At 71.8% G+C, this 16776-nt stretch carries 14 protein-coding genes, 2 tRNA genes and 1 pseudogene; 9 read left to right on the top strand and 8 right to left on the bottom strand.

Annotation, left to right across the window (positions count from 1 at the left end; genetic code table 11):
* Window positions 1–98: 98 nt before the first annotated feature.
* Complete coding sequence (locus FHL80_RS26565; protein WP_246078896.1) at window positions 99–371, bottom strand: hypothetical protein; 273 nt, start codon at window positions 369–371, stop codon at window positions 99–101.
* Complete coding sequence (locus FHL80_RS26560) at window positions 341–772, bottom strand: hypothetical protein (protein WP_246078895.1); 432 nt, start codon at window positions 770–772, stop codon at window positions 341–343. The genes FHL80_RS26565 and FHL80_RS26560 overlap by 31 nt, the downstream gene beginning before the upstream one ends.
* Window positions 773–1055: 283 nt before the next feature.
* On the opposite strand from FHL80_RS26560, the gene orn reads away from it, so the two are divergent.
* The 5 genes from orn to FHL80_RS22990 all read left to right on the top strand — a co-directional run bounded on the left by orn (window position 1056) and on the right by FHL80_RS22990 (window position 4184).
* On the top strand, window positions 1056–1736 hold the full coding sequence (gene orn, locus FHL80_RS23010) for an oligoribonuclease (protein ID WP_138735659.1): 681 nt from the start codon (window positions 1056–1058) through the stop codon (window positions 1734–1736).
* Window positions 1737–1798: 62 nt separating this feature from the next.
* Window positions 1799–1871: transfer RNA gene (locus FHL80_RS23005), tRNA-His, on the top strand.
* A 160-nt stretch (window positions 1872–2031) separates the two neighbouring features.
* The gene (locus FHL80_RS23000; RefSeq protein WP_138735658.1) at window positions 2032–2682 is read left to right on the top strand and encodes a chemotaxis protein CheB; all 651 of its coding nucleotides are present in this window, start codon (window positions 2032–2034) and stop codon (window positions 2680–2682) included.
* Window positions 2683–2747: 65 nt separating this feature from the next.
* Entirely contained in the window at window positions 2748–3518 is a 771-nt protein-coding gene (locus FHL80_RS22995; protein WP_138735657.1) for a Crp/Fnr family transcriptional regulator, read from the top strand.
* A 126-nt stretch (window positions 3519–3644) separates the two neighbouring features.
* Window positions 3645–4184 carry a DUF1353 domain-containing protein gene (locus FHL80_RS22990; RefSeq protein WP_138735656.1) on the top strand — a complete coding sequence of 180 codons (540 nt, stop codon included), beginning with the start codon at window positions 3645–3647 and terminating at the stop codon, window positions 4182–4184.
* Between the two features lie 17 nt (window positions 4185–4201).
* On the opposite strand, the gene FHL80_RS22985 is transcribed toward FHL80_RS22990, so the two are convergent.
* Complete coding sequence (locus tag FHL80_RS22985; RefSeq protein ID WP_138735655.1) at window positions 4202–5377, bottom strand: L,D-transpeptidase; 1176 nt, start codon at window positions 5375–5377, stop codon at window positions 4202–4204.
* Window positions 5378–5600: 223 nt separating this feature from the next.
* Between FHL80_RS22985 and FHL80_RS22980 the strand changes: the two genes are divergently transcribed.
* Window positions 5601–5673: transfer RNA gene (locus FHL80_RS22980), tRNA-Lys, on the top strand.
* A 1050-nt stretch (window positions 5674–6723) separates the two neighbouring features.
* Here FHL80_RS22980 and FHL80_RS22975 read toward each other — a convergent pair.
* The 5 genes from FHL80_RS22975 to FHL80_RS22955 all read right to left on the bottom strand — a co-directional run bounded on the left by FHL80_RS22975 (window position 6724) and on the right by FHL80_RS22955 (window position 12773).
* Window positions 6724–7800, bottom strand: a complete 1077-nt coding sequence (locus FHL80_RS22975; RefSeq protein WP_138735654.1) for a maleylacetate reductase — start codon at window positions 7798–7800, stop codon at window positions 6724–6726.
* Window positions 7800–8747 (bottom strand): intradiol ring-cleavage dioxygenase, encoded by a 948-nt coding sequence (locus FHL80_RS22970; RefSeq protein WP_138735653.1) that lies wholly within the window; start codon window positions 8745–8747, stop codon window positions 7800–7802. Before FHL80_RS22970 ends, FHL80_RS22975 begins: the two co-directional genes overlap by 1 nt.
* A 105-nt stretch (window positions 8748–8852) precedes the next feature.
* Window positions 8853–9977, bottom strand: coding sequence for an alpha/beta hydrolase (locus FHL80_RS22965; protein ID WP_216870980.1), 1125 nt, complete (start codon window positions 9975–9977; stop codon window positions 8853–8855).
* On the bottom strand, window positions 9974–11569 hold the full coding sequence (mhpA, locus tag FHL80_RS22960; protein ID WP_138735652.1) for a bifunctional 3-(3-hydroxy-phenyl)propionate/3-hydroxycinnamic acid hydroxylase MhpA: 1596 nt from the start codon (window positions 11567–11569) through the stop codon (window positions 9974–9976). The genes FHL80_RS22965 and mhpA overlap by 4 nt, the downstream gene beginning before the upstream one ends.
* 130 nt (window positions 11570–11699) lie before the next feature.
* On the bottom strand, window positions 11700–12773 hold the full coding sequence (locus FHL80_RS22955) for an AraC family transcriptional regulator (RefSeq protein WP_216870979.1): 1074 nt from the start codon (window positions 12771–12773) through the stop codon (window positions 11700–11702).
* 186 nt (window positions 12774–12959) lie between these two features.
* On the opposite strand from FHL80_RS22955, the gene FHL80_RS22950 reads away from it, so the two are divergent.
* From FHL80_RS22950 to FHL80_RS22940, 3 genes and pseudogenes are all read left to right on the top strand, one after another.
* Window positions 12960–14132 (top strand): IS701 family transposase, encoded by a 1173-nt coding sequence (locus FHL80_RS22950; RefSeq protein WP_138735651.1) that lies wholly within the window; start codon window positions 12960–12962, stop codon window positions 14130–14132.
* 241 nt (window positions 14133–14373) lie between these two features.
* A pseudogene (locus FHL80_RS22945) lies at window positions 14374–15268 on the top strand (IS982 family transposase).
* A 138-nt stretch (window positions 15269–15406) separates the two neighbouring features.
* Window positions 15407–16153, top strand: a complete 747-nt coding sequence (locus tag FHL80_RS22940) for a helix-turn-helix domain-containing protein (RefSeq protein ID WP_246078894.1) — start codon at window positions 15407–15409, stop codon at window positions 16151–16153.
* Window positions 16154–16776: the final 623 nt, after the last annotated feature.

Below are 16776 nucleotides of genomic sequence, written 5' to 3'. Positions count from 1 at the left end.
GGGCGGGCGAGGGCCCGGCGGCGGTCGGCGGTCGGCGGCGGCGACGGCGCGGCGACGGACTGGCCCGACGTTACGTCATCGACCTGCCCACTCCTGGCTCACCGGGGGGACGCGCCGCCGCCTCCCACCAGCACCGGCGTGTCGCGCTGCCCGGCCGCGGCCGGCTCCACCGGGAGCTGCCAGCGGGCGAAGGCCGGCGTGGCGGTGAGCCGGGCGACGGCCCCGCAGAGCAGCGCGAAGCCCACCGCGACCACCGGGACCACCGGGACCACCGCCCAGTCCCACGGCGGGATGACGGCGACGGCCGACTGCACGAGGGCGGCGAGGGCCACCGCCGCGGTCACCGGCAGCGCGGCCAGCCAGCCCGGCACCCGGGCGGTCGTGGCGAGGTCGACCAGCACCGCGCCGGCCAGGCGGGGTGCACCCAGGAGGGCACGGGGAGCATGAACTGCTCCGGCGACTGGCCCTGGGCGGCGGCGAAGTCCAGCAGCGAGGGTTCGGCGGTGCTGTGCCCGGCGCGGTGCGCGGCCAGCGCCAGGACGCCGGGCTCCTGGTGCTGGTCGGGGAAGAGCACGTTCTCGACGAAGAACAGCCACAGCCCCAGCGACACCAGGTCGTGCACCCGGCCCGGCGCCGCGTACAGCCACCACCCGCGCAGCGCGCCGGCCAGCATCACCGCCGTCCCCAGGTAGAGCAGCGCGTGGCTCGGGCTCCAGCTGGTGATGTCCAGCCCGTCGACCCGGTGGTTGACGATGTCGATCGGGATCGCCACCAGCGCAGCTCCTGCTGGCTGGTGGCCCGGCCCGGCTCGCCCGGGGTCGTGTACGCCGACCGGAGCCAGCGCAGCAGGGCGAACGAGGAGCGCAGGCCGGCCCACAGCGACGACGGCGCCCCGGGGGTCGGGGCGGGGGGCGTGCTGGAGGACACGGGCGGCTCCGCTGGGCTCGGTGCAGGAGCCGGCAGCGTGTGTGCCGCCGTGCGGTCCCGGACCGGGATCGGGCGGATCGGTGCGGGCGTGGCGGCTGAGGCGGGGCGACCTGCGTAGGGTCGCGGGCGTGGCGGACAGTGCAACGAACAACCTGGTCTGGATCGACTGCGAGATGACCGGGCTCGACCTGGTCCGCGACAAGCTCATCGAGGTCGCCGTCGTGGTCACCGACTCCCAGCTCAACGTCCTGGACCCGGGGCTCGACGTGATCATCCACGCCGAGGACCCCGACCTGGCCGGGATGGCCGACGTGGTCACCGAGATGCACGCGCGGTCCGGGCTCACCGAGGAGGTGCGCGCCTCGACGGTCACCCTCGACGAGGCCTCCGCCCAGGTGCTGGCCTACGTGAAGCGGTTCGTGCCCGAGCGGCGCACGGCCCCGCTGTGCGGCAACTCGATCGGCACCGACCGCGGCTTCCTGGCCCGGGACATGCCGGAGCTGGACGACCACCTGCACTACCGGATGATCGACGTCTCCTCGATCAAGGAGCTGGCCCGGCGCTGGTTCCCGCGGGTGTACTTCGCCCAGCCACCCAAGGGCCTGGCCCACCGCGCGCTGGCCGACATCCTGGAGTCGATCCGCGAGCTGGCCTACTACCGGCAGACGCTGTTCGTCCCCGCGCCGGGTCCGGACAGCGCGCAGGCCCAGGCCGCGTCCGGCGAGGTGGTGACGGCGTTCGCACCGCTGCTGGCGGCCGGCGCGGCCGACCCCGAGCCGCTGCCGACCCCGGCCTCGTCGGAGAGCTGACCCCCTCCGGTATCGTGGGTTCGTCCACCGGGCCGGCTCTCGCCAGCCGCCCGGTGTGCATGGTGGGTGTAGCTCAGCTGGTAGAGCGCCAGGTTGTGATCCTGGATGTCGCGGGTTCAAGTCCCGTCACTCACCCCGATGAGGCCCTGGTCGGTTTGCTGACCAGGGCCTCCGCCGTTCCCCGGACCATCCGCCACGGCAACCAGGTGCTCCGGCGGCGGACGCCGGCGACGACCTCCGCACACGCGCCCGCGCCTCTGTGTCCGATGCCGTACACACGCGTAGCCTCGACCCGGTGGCAGGGGGAACAGCAGCGGCGCCGTGGCAGCCGTTCGGGGTCGTCGTGCTGGCGGCGTCGACCGGCGGCGTCCACGCGCTCCGCTCGGTCGTCGCCGGGCTGCCGGCATCCCTGCCCGTGCCAGTCCTGATCGTGCAGCACCGCTCCTCGCAGCCGGGTGACCTGCTCGCGCCGCTGTTGGCGCGGAACGCCTCGGTGCCGGTGCGGGCGGCCGCGTCCGGGGCACTGCTGCCGGGGGTGAGCGTGCTGCCGCCGGCCACCACGGCGGCCCTCACCCCGGCCGGTGGGCTCTACCTGCGCCCCTGCACGAGCCTCGAGTGCGCCGACCGCCTCATGACCTCCGCCGCCGAGACCCACGGGCCGGGGGTGCTCGCGATCGTGCTCACCGGCCGGCTCTCGGACGGAGCCGCTGGTGCGCGCGCGGTCAGGCGGGCAGGCGGCCGGGTGCTCGCCCAGGACCCCGACGAGGCCGCGGCGCCCGGCATGCCGACCGCCGCGCTGGCCACCGGCTGCGTCGAGCACGTCCTGCCCCTGCGGCTGATCGCCCCGGCGATCACCGCCTACACGATGGCCCCGGGGGCCGCCGAGCTGCTGACCGTGCCGGTCCCGCCCTGGGCACGCCTGAGCCGCGACACCCTCCCTGCCTGATCACGACGCAGCCCACGGCGCTCCCGAGCCCAGGGAGGTCCGCCCCCGGCACCGGGAGCTCGACCATGCAGTCATCGCAGCGGTCACCACAGCGGACCGCGCCGCCCGACCCGCGACGCAACCTGATCCTCCGGGCCCTGCCCGACGAGGAGTACCAACGCCTGACCGCCTCGATGGAACCGGTCTCGCTCAAGGTCCGGGACAAGCTCTACCAGCGCGACGGGGACATCGAGGCCGTCTACTTCCCGATCAACGGCGCGCTCTCCCTCCTCGCCACCGTCGAGGGCGAGGCAGCCATCGAGGTGGCCACCATCGGCTACGAGGGCATGTCCGGGCTGCCCGCCTTCCTCGGCACGCCCACCAGCCTCCACGAGTGCTTCTGCCAGATCGAGGGTCAGGCCATGTGCCTGCCGACCGACCGGCTGCGGAAGATCCTGCAGGGCGACGGGGCACTGCACGACGTGCTGCACCGCTACGTCCAGGCCACCGTGGCGCAGCTGTCGCAGGGCGTGGCCTGCAACCGGCTGCACAGCACCGAGGAGCGCTGCGCGCGCTGGCTGATGCAGAGCCGCGACCGGGTGGGGGCCGACGAGTTCACCCTGACCCAGGACTTCCTGGCCCAGATGCTGGGCGTGCGACGGGGCACGGTCTCCCTCACCGCGGGGGTCCTGCAGCAGGCCGGGCTGATCCGCTACTCCCGCGGGCGGATGACGATCCTCGACCCCGCGGGCCTGCACCAGGTCGCCTGCGACTGCTACGACATCATCCAGGCGGAGTTCCGGCGGGTCGGCCTCCTCCCCCACCGGGGCGACGAGGTCTCCGCCTGCGGAGCGTGATCGCCGACCAGCACTGAGCGGCTCCGTTGCCCCTGCTGCGCAGGGCTCGCGCCGGCGACCTCTCTCGGCCGCGAGCGGTCACGGGCTCCGGCGTGTGCGGCGCCGGGGCGAGGGCACTCCCGGCCGGTGCCGTTCGACTCTGCCCTCGTCGTCCGCCGGGCCTCCGACCTGCTGTGGGAGGTGGTCGAGCCGATGGTCTACCACGGCCGCCGGGACACCTTCGTCGTCCCGGCCGGGTTCGTCACCGACTTCGCCTCGGTGCCCCGCGTGGTGGTGTGGCTGATCCCCCGCTTCGGCCGCTACACGCCGGCCGCGGTGCTGCACGACTGGCTGGTCACCACCGGGCTCACCACCGGGGTGGTCTCCTCGCGGGACGCCGACGGGTTGTTCCGCCGGGTGCTGGGGGAGCTGGGCGTCCCGCCGGTGCGCCGCTGGCTGATGTGGAGCGGCGTCCGCTGGGGGGCGCTGGTCTCCCCGCTGCGACGGCCGGGCTGGTGGCCGGACGCGCCGCGGGTGCTGGCGCTGTCGGTGCTGGCGGCTCCGGTCGTCGTCCCGCCGGCCGCGGTCATCGCCGCCGCGCTGGCGGTCTACGCGGTCGTGGAGACCGCCGTCACCGCGCTGGTGCCCGGCGCCGACCGCCGCGGTGACCGCGGCATGCGGCTGTAGGCGGGGACGACGAGCGGTCAGCTGAGCGCACTGCCGGCCTTCCAGTCCTCCCAGGGGACGGCCCAGTCGTAGATGTCGCCGTCGGCGGCGCTCAGCATGCCGCCGGTGGAGCCGACGACCTCGACCACGTCACCCGGGATCGAGAAGTCGTAGAACCAGTGCGCCCGCTCGTCGGTGAGGTTGATGCACCCGTGCGACACGTTGGCCGAGCCCTGGGACGCCACCGACCACGGTGCGCCGTGCACGAACTCGCCGTTGTTGGAGATCCGCGTGGCGTACCGCACGCCCTCGGCGCGGTAGCCGCCGGGTGCGTCAACGGCGAGGCCGAAGGTCGAGGAGTCCATCGTGATGGTGTCGAACTTCTCCAGGACGACGTGCGCGCCGTTGTGCGTCGGGTTGGCGACGCTGCCGGCGCTCATCGGGTAGGTCTGCACGATCTGGTCGCCGTCGTGGACGGTGAGCGTGTGCGTGCCGGCGTCGGCCACCGAGACGTGCTCGGCGCCGATGGAGAAGGACACCGTGCGGTCCTTCTCGCCCCAGACGCCCCCGCCGAAGTCGACGCCGTACAGCTGCGCGTCCAGCGTCACCTCGGTGTCGGCCGGCCAGTAGGTCGACGGGCGGAAGTGCACCTCGCTGTCGCTGACCCAGTTCCAGACGCCGTCGGTGGGCGTGGAGCTGGTGACCAGCAGGTGGCTCTCGACGGCGGCCTCGTCGGCCACCGGCTGGTCGAAGTAGACCCGGATGGGCATCCCGACGCCGACCGTGGTGCCGTCCAGCGGGCCGATGCCCGGGGTGGACAGCGTCGCGGGGGTCACCGTGGTGAACGTGGCGGTCGACGTCGTCCGGTCGTCGCCGCTGTCGGCGGCGGTCGCCGTCAGGGTGTAGCTGGTGCCGTAGCCCAGCGGCTGCTCCGGCGTCCACAGCGTCTTCGCCGGGTTCGCGGGAGCCGGCCCCACGCTGCCGGGCACCGCGGCGCCGGCGCCGTCGGTGACGGTGACGTCACCCAGGTCGCCGCCGGTGACGCTGACCTCCAGCGGGGTGGTCGGGGACACGTCGACGGCACCGTCGGCCAGGCTCAGCGCCAGCTGGGCGGGGGTCGCGGACGGCTGCGGTGCGCCCGTGCCGTCGGCGGCGCCGGAGGACGACGAGCCCTGGCACCCCGCCAGCAGCGCCACCGACGCGGCGATGAACACTGCGGCGATCCGTCTCGCCTGCTGCCGACCCACGACGACCTGCCCCCTGTACCGGCGCGCGCCCGGGCCGGGACCTTCCCGGGGGCGGCGTGCACGTCCCAGTGTCCACTCATCGGCAGGTTGGAGGTCGCCCCGGCAGGGTGAGCGGCCTCCGGCCCCCGGACGGCGACGTCCGGCCGGCGTGTACAGTTCTCCACTGTTGCCCGGCCGCGCCGGGCGGCACGCGCCATTAGCTCAATTGGCAGAGCAGCTGACTCTTAATCAGCGGGTTCGGGGTTCGAGTCCCTGATGGCGCACCCACAACCCCTATAAGTCCTGGTCAGGCTGCTGCGGACAAGCTCTGCAAGACGCGCGACAGTCCTGACCCCATGAGAAACCCATGGAAAACGCCACCGCTTCACTGCCGGTCGGGCGTCCCCAGAACGGCACCATCACGGATCGGCAACGATCCCCCCTGCTGGCCCATCCGTGCACAGGCGTCACGGGCCTCACGGAACCACCACACCGCTGATCATCACGGTGAGGACTCCTTCACCACTCAGCGAGCCCTTGCCGCCCGCCCCGACCGAGGTCGCACAAACGGCACGTCGGACTGACGTCCCGCGGCGCGTCGAGGAGCCGACACCGCCGCTTCGACCAAGTCCACCCGCCTGGGATCCCCCGCGCTGCTCGTGCGTTGGGGACAACCGCCGGCGTGAACGATGCGGTCAGGCTCCCTGACCGCACGGCGAGTCCCGCGTGAACTGCTCAGGGGACGCGGACCTTGTCGCCGCACTGCCAGGGCGGCTTTGAGGGGTTCAGGGCAGTTCGCTGCAGTGCATTTCCTCAGGTCAGGGCGACGCACGACCTTCCACGGACACCCGCGAACCACCCTGAACGACCCGCTTAGGCCACCACGGTGGCACCACGAGCAGGCGGCCGCGTCCCACTCGCCCACGACCGGGAGCCGACCCGCAAGCGGCAGGGCTCACCGTCGGCAGGGCGCGCGGCGCCTGCACCCCTCCACGTCTTCGACCGATCCCGACTGTTCGCCGTCTCGCCGCAGGCCATGGCCCGGCGCCTGGAGCACCTCGGGCTGACCGCGCGGCGGCCTCCCTCACACGCAGCTGGCCGCCGCCGACCTATGCCCGCCGCAAGCTGGCAGCCGGGGCGGGACAACTGACGCGCGGTCTCGAGACCGCGCTCCGCGCCACGAGAGATGGTTCCGGCAGGGGCTTGCGCTCACGACTGAGCTCTGACATGCCCGAAACCACGCCACGGGACAACGAGTGCCCGCCCAAGGACCTCGTGGAGCCATGCGGGGCTGCCGGAACAGCAGCAGAACGGCGGTGTGCCCGTGAGTCTTATCACCGTGGCAGTGCGGCCGGCACCTCCCCCGCCCACGCCGCCCGGAGCAGGGATGCCACCCCGTCGGCGGTGACCGGCCGGGGGTTGGCGTAGGGACTGCCCAAGACCGCGTCGACGATGCGCGGGATGTCGGTCTCGGCCATGCCGAGCTCGCGCAGCGACCGGGGGGCGTCGAGCCGCCCGGCCAGTTCCCACAGGGCGCGAGCCGGGTCGGCAGCCCCGTCCAGCGCGCGCGACAGCGCCGCGACAGCCTGGGGTGCCGCGGGCTGGTTGAAGGCCAGCGCATGCGGCAGCACGACGGTGTGCGTCTGCGCGTGCGGCAGGTCGAGGGTGCCGCCCAGGGCGTGACAGAGCTTGTGATGGAGCGACATCGTCGTCGCGGCGAGAACCGCGCCGCACAGCCACGCGCCGTACTGCGCCTGCCCGCGCGCCTCGAGGTCCGAGCCGTCCGCGACCACCCGGGGCAGCGCACCGGCCAGCGCCCTGGTCCCCTCCTCGGCCATCAGCGAGACGATCGGGGAGGCGTCGGGTGCGTACAGACCCTCGACGGCGTGCGCGATCGCGTTCATCCCGCTCGTGGCCGACAGCTGCGCGGGGAGGGTCAGCGTCATCGCGGGGTCGTAGAGCACGCTCCGCGGCAGCACCCGGAGGTCCCGGCCGGTGCGCTTCTCTCCGCCCTCGGTCAGGCCCCACACCGGGGTCATCTCCGAGCCCGCGTACGTCGTGGGGACGGCGATGACGGGAAGGTCGTGCTCCAGGGCGATCGCCTTGCCCAGGCCGATCGCCGAGCCCCCTCCCACCGCCAGGCAGCCGTCCGCACCCAGCTCGGCCGCGAGCTCGCGGGCCCGCCGGGCCACCTCGACCGGCACGTGCATCCGCGCCTCAGGGAGCACACCCGCCGCCCGGTCCCCCAGCGCAGCGGCGACCGCCCGGCCGGTGTCCTCCTGCTCGGGGGAGCACAGCACCAGTACGCGGGTCAGCCCCAGGGCGTCGACCTCGTCGGGCAGCTTCGCCAGGGCACCGGCGCCGAACACGACCCGCATGGGCAGCGCCTGATACGTGAACGCCGGGGTCATCACACCGCCTCCGCGGCGACACCGCGCACGACGGTCGGCTGCGCCCCGGCCGGTGAGGCGGCCGGCGGGGCCTGGTCGGCCCGCAGCAGGGACAGGTCGAACGTCAGCGTGCGGAACGGGTTGGGCAGGCCGGCCTCCGCGGCGCGAGCCGGGTCGTCGACCTCGGGCACCGGCCGCACGAGGCTCTCCTTGACCCCGAAGACGGCGTCGGAGTCCAGGTAGGGGCTGTCGGCGACGAAGACGTGCGTGGTCACCGGCCGGTAGCCCGGCGCGGCGACGATGAAGTGCAGGTGTGCCGGCCGGTTCGGATGCCGCCCGGTCGCCGCGAGTAGCTGCCCGACCGGGCCGTCGTCGGGGATCGGGTAGTAGCGGGGCACCACGGAGCGGAACCAGAACGAGCCCTGCTCGTCGGTGCGGAACATGCCGCGCAGGTTGCCCTCGGGCTGGATCCCGGGCTGCTGGACGTCGTAGAAGCCGTCCTCGTTGGTCTGCCACACGTCGACCGATGCACCGGCCAGGGGCTCGCCGTGCGGTCCGGTGACCTGGCCGGAGACCAGGCACGGCGTGCCCTTGCCGTCTAGGGCGATGTCGGCACCAAGTTCCCGGACCGGCGACTCGACCATGTGGAACGGGCCGAGCACCGTGGACTCGGTCGAGGTGCCGCCCGTCCGGTGGTTGATCGTCTCGACCAGCATCGACACCCCGAGCACGTCGGAGAGCAGGATGAACTCCTGCCGCACCTCGTTGCTCATGTGCCCGGTGCGGGTGAGGAAGTCGATCGCGGAGCCCCACTCCTCCTCGGTCAGCTCCACGTCCTTGACGAAGGCGTGCAGGTGCTGCACCAGCGAGTTCATCACCTGCTTCAGCCGGGGATCCGGCGTCCCGGCGAAGCTGGCGGCGACGACCTCCGCCGACCGCTCCTCACTGAACAGCTCTCGCCCGCTCATGCCCGGTCCAGCAGCTGGCGCAGGGCGTCCTCCATCGCGGCCCCGGACGCGTCGTAGCTATCCCCTACGGCGTTCAGCGAAGTGTTCTCGTTGACGTTCACCCCACTACTGCCTTTCCTTGTTCGTGTCAGGACCCAACGCCGCGAAGCGGTCTGCGAACCAGTCGGCGACGAAGGCTGTGCGCTCCTCGGCGTGGTTGTAAATGGTGTGCTCCCCGTCGTCCCAGACGCGGAGCATGACGTCGTCGTGGGAGGCGGCGTCGAGGAATGGCTGCTGTTCCTCGAGGCTCACGATCGGGTCGGCCCCCCCGTGCAGCACCAGCAACGGGCAGGCGAGGCGGTCCTGTGGCCGCAGCGCGAGGCGGTCGAAGTTGCGCTGGATGGCGTCCGGCGTGTTGGTGCCGAGCATGGCGGCCGCCTGTTCCGCGAAGGTGCGGAAGGCAAGCAGACGGGGATGTGCGGGGGCGCCGTTGATGCAGACCCCGTCCACCCGTGCGTCCGATGCCGCAGTAGTGCCGGCGTACAGGCCGCCGAGGCTGTTCCCCCACAGACCGATACCTCGCCCCAGGTGAGGTCGCGCCGCGAGGTGGTCGACGAAGCGGCTGTACGCCGCCCGCACGTCGACGTTGAGCAGCAGGCCGCCGTCCATCCGGGTCTCGCCCTGGCCGGGGCCTTCAGCCAGCAACACTGCGATGCTGCGGACATTGAGGGCGTCGGCGTGACGCAGGTAGGCGGTGCTCCAGCCGCTCTGGCCGCCGAAGACGATGACGGTGCCCATGACCGGTCCGGCCGGCGTCACAAGCCATCCGAAGAGCCGGCCACTGTCGAAGGGCAGCTCCAGACGCTCCCACTGTGGCTCGCTCAACCGACCGAGTCGGCTCGCGGCATCGGTGTGCCGGGCATACAGCGCACGCTTGCGCCCCACGTCGAAGTTGAACGCCATCTGCGCGAAGACGAAGCAACTGACTGCACCCCGGTAGTTCTCGACCGCGGTGACCCTCCGGCCCTCACGCTCGGCCAGCTCTGCCCGGGCCAGGTGGGCGTCGGCCAGCCGTTCGGCAGCCACGTCCCACAGCTCGCCAGCCGCGGTCGCCTGCTCCATCGCGAGTACGTCGCCGTACTCCATGCCGCAGTCGAGCAGCCGCGACACCGGCATCGCCCGCCATAGGGCCTCCGACGGGGGCGGCTGTCGGGCAGCTGCGTCCTGGGTCATCTCGGCGGGCGACGTCATGCCGGCACGTCAGCGCGGTGTCCGGTCCAGGCCAGGCGGGACTGCAGATCCTCGACCGCCGCCGCGAGATCCGCCAGCGCCCCGGCCCAGAAGAGATGGAAGTCCGGACGCCCGATGAACGCCTCCACGCCCTTGTCCGCGAAGAACGCGGCGTAGGTGCCCTCGACGTCCTCGATCGAGTCCGGCGACCCCGGGGTGAGGGTTGCCGTGGTGACGCCGAGCCGGGCCAGGAACTCCAGCCGGCCCGGAGCCAGGACCGGTCGGGCGTCGGCCGCGGTGACCAGACTGAAGCCGCGGCCGACCACGTCGTCGAACAGGCCCTCCACGCCGTTCTGCCGGACGACGCCTTGTGGCGTGAGCGTCCCGGCGAGCGGGGAAGGCTGGCCATCGGCGCCGTGGTGGACGACGCCCGCGACGATGGTCGGGAACGGCGGGGGCGGAGGCGCGGTGCCATCACGGAAGGCCTGGTCCCGGGCGGCCGCGGTGACCGGGTCATGAGTGTTGGCGACCTTACCGAGCCCGACGGAGATCTCGGTGATCGCCGTGGCGTGGGGTCGGCGCTCGGCCTCATAGGTGTCCAGCAGGCTGTCGTCGGCCAGGCCGCGCAGGACCAGGTCGAGCTTCCAACCGAGGGTGAGCCCGTCCCGCATGCCGGAGCAGGCTCCCTGCCCCATGTACGGCGGGGTGCTGTGCACGGCGTCACCAGCCAGCAGGACCCGGCCAAGCCGCCAGGTCTCCGCGATTCGAGCCTCGAACGTGTAGACGATCTGGCGCAGGATCGTCACGTCCTCCGGGCCGAGCCCGTGGGTCTCCCGGAGCCAGGTCCAGGCGTACTCCGGGTCCTCCATGGCAGCGGCGTCCTCACCGGGGAGCACGGCGAGCTCGAAGCGCTGCCGGCTCTTGCCGATGGGCATGTACATGTGACCTCGTGCCGGATCGCAGAACTGCGTGAGCTTGTCGAACCGCTCGGGCAGCGGGCGCAGCCGCTCACAGTCGATGTTGAGCCAACGGTCGTCCACACCCAGGTCGTGGCGCTGGATGCCGAGCGTGGACCGCACGAAGCTGTTGGCCCCGTCGGCGCCGACGAGGTACTTCGCGGTGACGGTCCGTTCCTCGTTGCCGTGGGCCCACTGCCCGGTGCGCGACCTGCTCCACGGCCGGGCGGTGAGCTCGACGTAATCCTGCTGGGGGTCCACGTTGACGACCGCCCAGCCCTGATTGACCTCGACGTTGCCGGTGGCGCGCACGTCCTGGTCGACTGTCTCCTCGATGTCCGGCTGGTACATCGCGATGTGGGCCGGGTAGCCGCACGACGTTCCCCGCCAGTCCAGCTCGATCAGCAACTCGCCCTGGCCGTTGAGGTACCGGTAGTTGGGGATCGGCGACGCGTCGCGCAGGGCGAACTGCACATCCCCCGCCGACTGGATGATCCGCGCGGTCTCGCCGTCGATGTGGGTCAGTCGCGGCAGGCCGTAGAGGCCCGGCCAGCGCTCGAACACCACCACCTTGTGTCCGGCTTTGCCCAGGACCGAGGCGAGGACCAGACCGGCGGGTCCGTATCCCACGATTGCGACGTCGAAGTCGTGGTTCATCTGTCCATCTCCCGTCCACGAGGAGCGGTTGGGCTCCTGCTGAGGGGGACGACGCTAGGGACGAACGCCGCAGCCGCCGATCCGCTCTGCGCCAGTTCGATCCGCTAGCCGACGAGGATCGTGCTGGCCATCACACCGGCGGCTGTGGAGGAAGCCGGCGCAGCGTCACCGACGGCGTCTCGCCGTATCTGTCCTGGTAGCTGCCGGCGAACCGCGGTACGTGGCTGAACCCCCAGCGCAGAGCCGTGTCGGCGACAGTCACGCCGCCGCCGGGACGGGCGGCCAGGAGGTCCTCGTGGACCCGGGCGAGGCGTACCTGCTGGACGTACTCGCGCGGTGAGACCCCGACGTAGTCGCGAAAGTGTCGCTGCAGTGACCGGGGGCTGACGCCGGCCTCCCTCGCCAGCCGCTCAACGGACAGGTCCGTGTCGGGGCGTGACTCGATCAGGTCAATGGCCACCTTCGTTGGTGCCGGGCGGTGCGGACCGCGCCGCGTCTCCTCCAGCTGGCCGGAGTAGTTGTGCGGCTGCGCCAGCAGCAGGCCGCTCATGAGGAACGTCGACCACGGGTTGGGACCCAAGGCGTGGCCGGAAAGGCCGGTCCCCTGATCGAGGTCGTCGACCAAGAGCCGCACGGCCCGAGCCCAGGAGGTCGCCGCCGGAGCACGCAGGTCCATCGTGCTGCGGAAGCGCACGGGAGCGACGACGGGACGACCGAGCATCTGCTCCAGCTGACGGTCGAGGGCGTGGCGCTCGATCCGCACGTGCATCTGACGGTACTCCGCGCTCAGGTGCATCTGCGCCTGCATCCGCGGCGAGATGATCCCGGCGGTGTGCCGGTCCACGACGACCTCATCGCCGTCGCAGCTGATGCGGTTGCTGCCACCCCAGGAGAGGTTGACGTCGAAGTAGTCGACGAGCTCTGTGAGCTCGGCTCTCAACTCGGCGCCCCGATGATGGCCGTACACCAGCGAGATCGGGCCGAGCGAGGCGACCGCCACGTCTGTGTGTACAGCAGCGGCATCCCTCCCCAGGGGGGTGAGCCGATGCGGGGTCAGCGCCCGCGAGACCGAGGCGCGGAACGCGTCGATGTCCGTTGCACGCAGCACCGAGAAGCGCTCCAGGACGCCACGACGCGGCATGTCCGCTCCTTCCGCTTCCGATCCCGCCCCGAAGTAGTCGGGCACCGAGCTTTCGCGGGACATCGACGTCTCCTGTAGCGGGCGTCACACATGCTACTGCTCAACGCCGCGTGCACCTCTGGATGACCCGGACGAACGCCCACGTCACAGCTCAGGTCACGGCGCAGGAATGCCGCGACTAGTACTGCAACGGCACTTGAAGGTGTGTCGCTGCCAGGACCCGCCGAGGGCTGGTAGCAGCGTGTGCGGATGCGCTGTGCTGGCCTGGTGGCCGAGGTGCAGGACTGGGCGGCGGGCCTGGAGGAGGTGCACGCCCGGATCGCTGGGGCGTTCGCCCGGGCGGAGCCGCGGGCCCGGGTGCTGGCCTATCTGCGCGGGCTGCTGGGCCAGTCCGAGCGCAAGAACGGCTGGACGCTGGCCGAGGCCGCCGGCGAGGTGTCTCCGGACGGGATGCAGCGGCTGCTGCGGACCGCGGACTGGAATGCCGACGAGGTGCGCGACGAGCTGCGGAACTACGTGGTCGAACGGCTCGGCGCGGGTGGGGTGCTCATCGTCGATGAGACCGGGTTCATCAAGAAGGGCAGCCGGTCGGCCGGGGTAGGACGGCAGTACACCGGCACCACCGGCAAGATCGACAACTGTCAGATCGGGGTGTTCCTTGCCTACGCCACCGACGCCGGACGTGCGCTGATCGACCGGGACCTCTATCTGCCCAAGGCCTGGGCCGAGGACCGGGAGCGGGCCCGCGCCGCCGGCATCGGCGAGGAGGTCGGCTTTGCGACCAAGCCGGAGCTGGCCCGCCGGATGCTGCAGCGCGCTCTCGACGCCGGAGTGCCGGCCGGCTGGCTGACCGCCGATGAGATCTACGGCCAAGACAAACGGCTGCGGGTCTGGTGCGAGGCTCACCAGCTGCCCTACGTGCTGGCCACCCGGAACAACGACACCGTCGCCACCGTCGACTGGCGCCAACGCCAGGTCCGCACGCTGATCGCCGAGCTGCCCGAGACGGCATGGCAGCGGTGCTCGGCCGGCGCCGGCGCACACGGCCAGCGCCTCTACGACTGGGCACGGGTCGAGCTGCTGGCCGGGTTCGACGCCGGCTGGGCCCGCTGGGCGGTGGCCCGCCGCACCATCCCGAAGAACGCGCAGGAGCCGGCCGAGCTGGCCTACTACGTCTGCGCCGGACCGGCTGAGACCACCCTCGAACAACTCGTCGCGGTGGCCGGTGGCCGCTGGCGCATCGAGAAATGCTTCCAAGCGGCCAAGAACCAAGCCGGGCTGGCCTCCTACCAAGTGCGGGACTACACCGCCTGGTACCGCCACATCACCCTGGCCATGCTCGCCCACGCCTACCTGTCCGCCACCCGCGCCACCGCGAAAAAAGGGGCTCCGCAGCTGGAAATGGCCAGCTCATCGCCCTGAGCGTGCCCGAGCTGCGGCGCCTGCTCAACACCCTCATCCGCGCCCCGAGGCCCGACCTCGACCACACCGCCGACTGGTCCTGGTGGCGACGACGACGCCAGGCCCAAGCCCGCGCCGCCCACTACCGAGCACGCGAACAGACACCGCCATAACTGCCGTTGCAGTACTAGACGAGTAAGTCCTAAAGGCCCGGAGAGTCACAGGGCTGTAGTTCAGGGCGGAGGGTGCCCAGGATCGGGTTGTGACGACCGACCTAAACACCCTCCTGACCGCACTCTACGTCCGCATCGACGACTATCTGGGGCCTCGCTGCAGCACCGGGCGTCCGCCGAGGCTGACCGATGCCGAGCTGCTGACCCTGGCCACCGCGCAGGTGTTGCTCGGCGTGCGTTCCGAGGCCCGCTGGCTGCGGCTGGTGCCGGCGGCGCTGCCCGGCGCGTTCCCGTATCTGCCCGGCCAGTCGGGCTACAACAAGCGGCTGCGCGCGGCGCTGCCGCTGCTCAAGCGGCTGATCCGGGTGCTGAGCACCGACACCGATCTGTGGGCCGACCCGGTCTGGCTGGTCGATTCCACCCCGGTGGAGTGCGCCCGGTCCCGGCCCACGGTGCAGCGCTCGGAGCTGGCCGGGCACGCCGGCTACGGCTACTGCGCCAGCCACTCCCGCTTCTTCTGGGGACTGCGGCTGCACCTGATCTGCACCCCGGCCGGGCTGCCCGTCACCTGGGCCCTGGCGCACCCCAAGCTCGACGAACGCCAGGTGCTCATGGCCGTCCTGGACCACGACACCGAACTCATCGCCGACCGCCCCGGACTTGCTGCTGATCGCCGACAAGGGCTACACCTCTGCCGAACTGGACGCCTACCTGCACGCGCGCGGAGCCGACCTGCTGCGCCCCGCCTACCGCAACCGCGCCCCCCGCCACGGGCAGGCGCTGCTCGCACCGATCCGCCAGCTCATCGAGTCTGTCTATGACACCCTCAAAGGCCAGCTCGACCTGGAACTACACGGCGGGCGCAGCCTGGTCGGCGTCACCACGCGCGTCGCTCAACGCCTGCTCGCGCTCACCGCCGCGATTTGGCACAACCGCGCCACCGGACAGCCGGTCACCCGATCCCTGATCGCCTACGACCACTGACCGAGGTTCGGACTTACTCGTCTAGTGCCGCGGCTGCCAACCTTCGCCCGGCTGTGCGTGCGTAGCGGGGTCCCCGTCGAGCGCTGAGCGGACCAGCCTTGTCTTGTCTGATCCTGACTTCCCCGCAGGAGATGCGAGATGGTCCACCCCGTGCAGGTCCGGCCGATCAGCAACGATGAGGGCAACCGGCTGCTGCGTATCGTGCGCCGCGGCACCGGGTCGGTGGTGACCTGGCGGCGGGCGCAGATGGTGCTGCTCTCGGCGCAGCACATGCCCGTGGCCAAGATCGCCGAGGTCACGTTCACCAGCACCGACCGGGTGCGGGACGTGCTGCACAACTTCGACGCCGACGGGTTCGACTCGCTCTACCCCTGCTACGCCGGCGGCCGGCCACCGAAGTTCACCCTGCCGCAGCGGCAGCAGATCAAGAAGATCGCGCTGAGCCGACCGGCCGATCACGGCCTCCCGTTCTCGGTCTGGAGCCTGTCAAAGCTGACCGACTTCCTGGTCGCCGAGGGGGTGGTCGACGACATCTCGCACGAGGGCCTGCGCCTGGTCCTTCGTGATGAGGACGTCAGCTTTCAAGCGGTGGAGACCTTCAAGGCCAGCACCGATCCGGACTACAACGCCAAGACCGGCCGGGTCCTCGAGCTCTACGCGATCGCCGACGGCGTCAGCACGCCCGGTCCCGGTGATCCGACCATCGTGTTCTGTGTCGATGAGTTCGGGCCATTGAACCTGCAGCCCCACCCGGGCAAGCAGTGGGCCCTGGTAGCCCACGGCAGGGGCGATCCGGCCGCTCCGCGGCGCCGCCGCCGGCGGGCGACCTACACCCGCCCGCACGGCGTGCGGCACCTGATGGTGGGCGAGCTCGTCGAGCAGTAGTGGCCAGTCGCGCCGGGTTGGGGGCATGGGTACCGGGATCTCGACGAGGCGCTCGACGACCTGGACTGCTGAGCGGCCGGATGTGGCCGCCCGGGCCTGCTCCCATGCGCGCTGCCGGCAGGACGGCGAGCCCCACTTGGGGATACGGCCTCGCGCCTTGGGCTCGATCGACGCCCCGCACCAGCCGCAGGCCGACCCCGCGCGCCGGCGGTCGCCGCCGACCGCCGAAAGGGCAGCCGGCGACAGGCTGCTCTGTTCAGGTGCGGATGGCTCGTGCCGGGCGCGGTCATGAGCCGTCCTCACCTGCGGTTTTCGCCGTGATGAGCTCGACGCCATGGCGTCACCTTAATCATCACGACGGAATACGCACCGATGATGCAGGAGGTGACCGCCATGAGCTTCCGCTCGGCGATCAGCTGACGCGCCTTGGATCGACGACGGACGGGTCTACGACCGAGACCTCGACGGCCTCTCCTCCGCCCTGACCGCCGTGCTGGATTCCGTGGGCCGCCGGCCCTACGTGCGCAGCCGAACGACCGGTCCGCGCTGACGACTGCGCCCGAGGTGACGTAGCCACAACGCCGGGGTGACACATCCACGACGTTGTCACCCCACCCCCCCCC

This window comes from Modestobacter excelsi (assembly GCF_005930495.1).
Taxonomy (GTDB): domain Bacteria; phylum Actinomycetota; class Actinomycetes; order Mycobacteriales; family Geodermatophilaceae; genus Modestobacter; species Modestobacter excelsi.
Note: the sequence above shows the minus strand (reverse complement) of the source record. Positions and strands in the feature narration are given on the sequence as shown.

Excerpts from the sequence above, each read along its gene's own strand:
- FHL80_RS22995 (WP_138735657.1), top strand. The coding sequence starts at position 2,748 with ATGCAGTCATCGCAGCGGTCACCACAGCGGACCGCGCCGCCCGACCCG.
- FHL80_RS22975 (WP_138735654.1), bottom strand. The coding sequence starts at position 7,800 with ATGACCCCGGCGTTCACGTATCAGGCGCTGCCCATGCGGGTCGTGTTC.
- FHL80_RS22970 (WP_138735653.1), bottom strand. The coding sequence starts at position 8,747 with ATGAGCGGGCGAGAGCTGTTCAGTGAGGAGCGGTCGGCGGAGGTCGTC.
- FHL80_RS22965 (WP_216870980.1), bottom strand. The coding sequence starts at position 9,977 with ATGACGTCGCCCGCCGAGATGACCCAGGACGCAGCTGCCCGACAGCCG.
- mhpA (WP_138735652.1), bottom strand. The coding sequence starts at position 11,569 with ATGAACCACGACTTCGACGTCGCAATCGTGGGATACGGACCCGCCGGT.
- FHL80_RS22955 (WP_216870979.1), bottom strand. The coding sequence starts at position 12,773 with ATGTCCCGCGAAAGCTCGGTGCCCGACTACTTCGGGGCGGGATCGGAA.
- FHL80_RS22950 (WP_138735651.1), top strand. The coding sequence starts at position 12,960 with ATGCGCTGTGCTGGCCTGGTGGCCGAGGTGCAGGACTGGGCGGCGGGC.
- FHL80_RS22940 (WP_246078894.1), top strand. The coding sequence starts at position 15,407 with ATGGTCCACCCCGTGCAGGTCCGGCCGATCAGCAACGATGAGGGCAAC.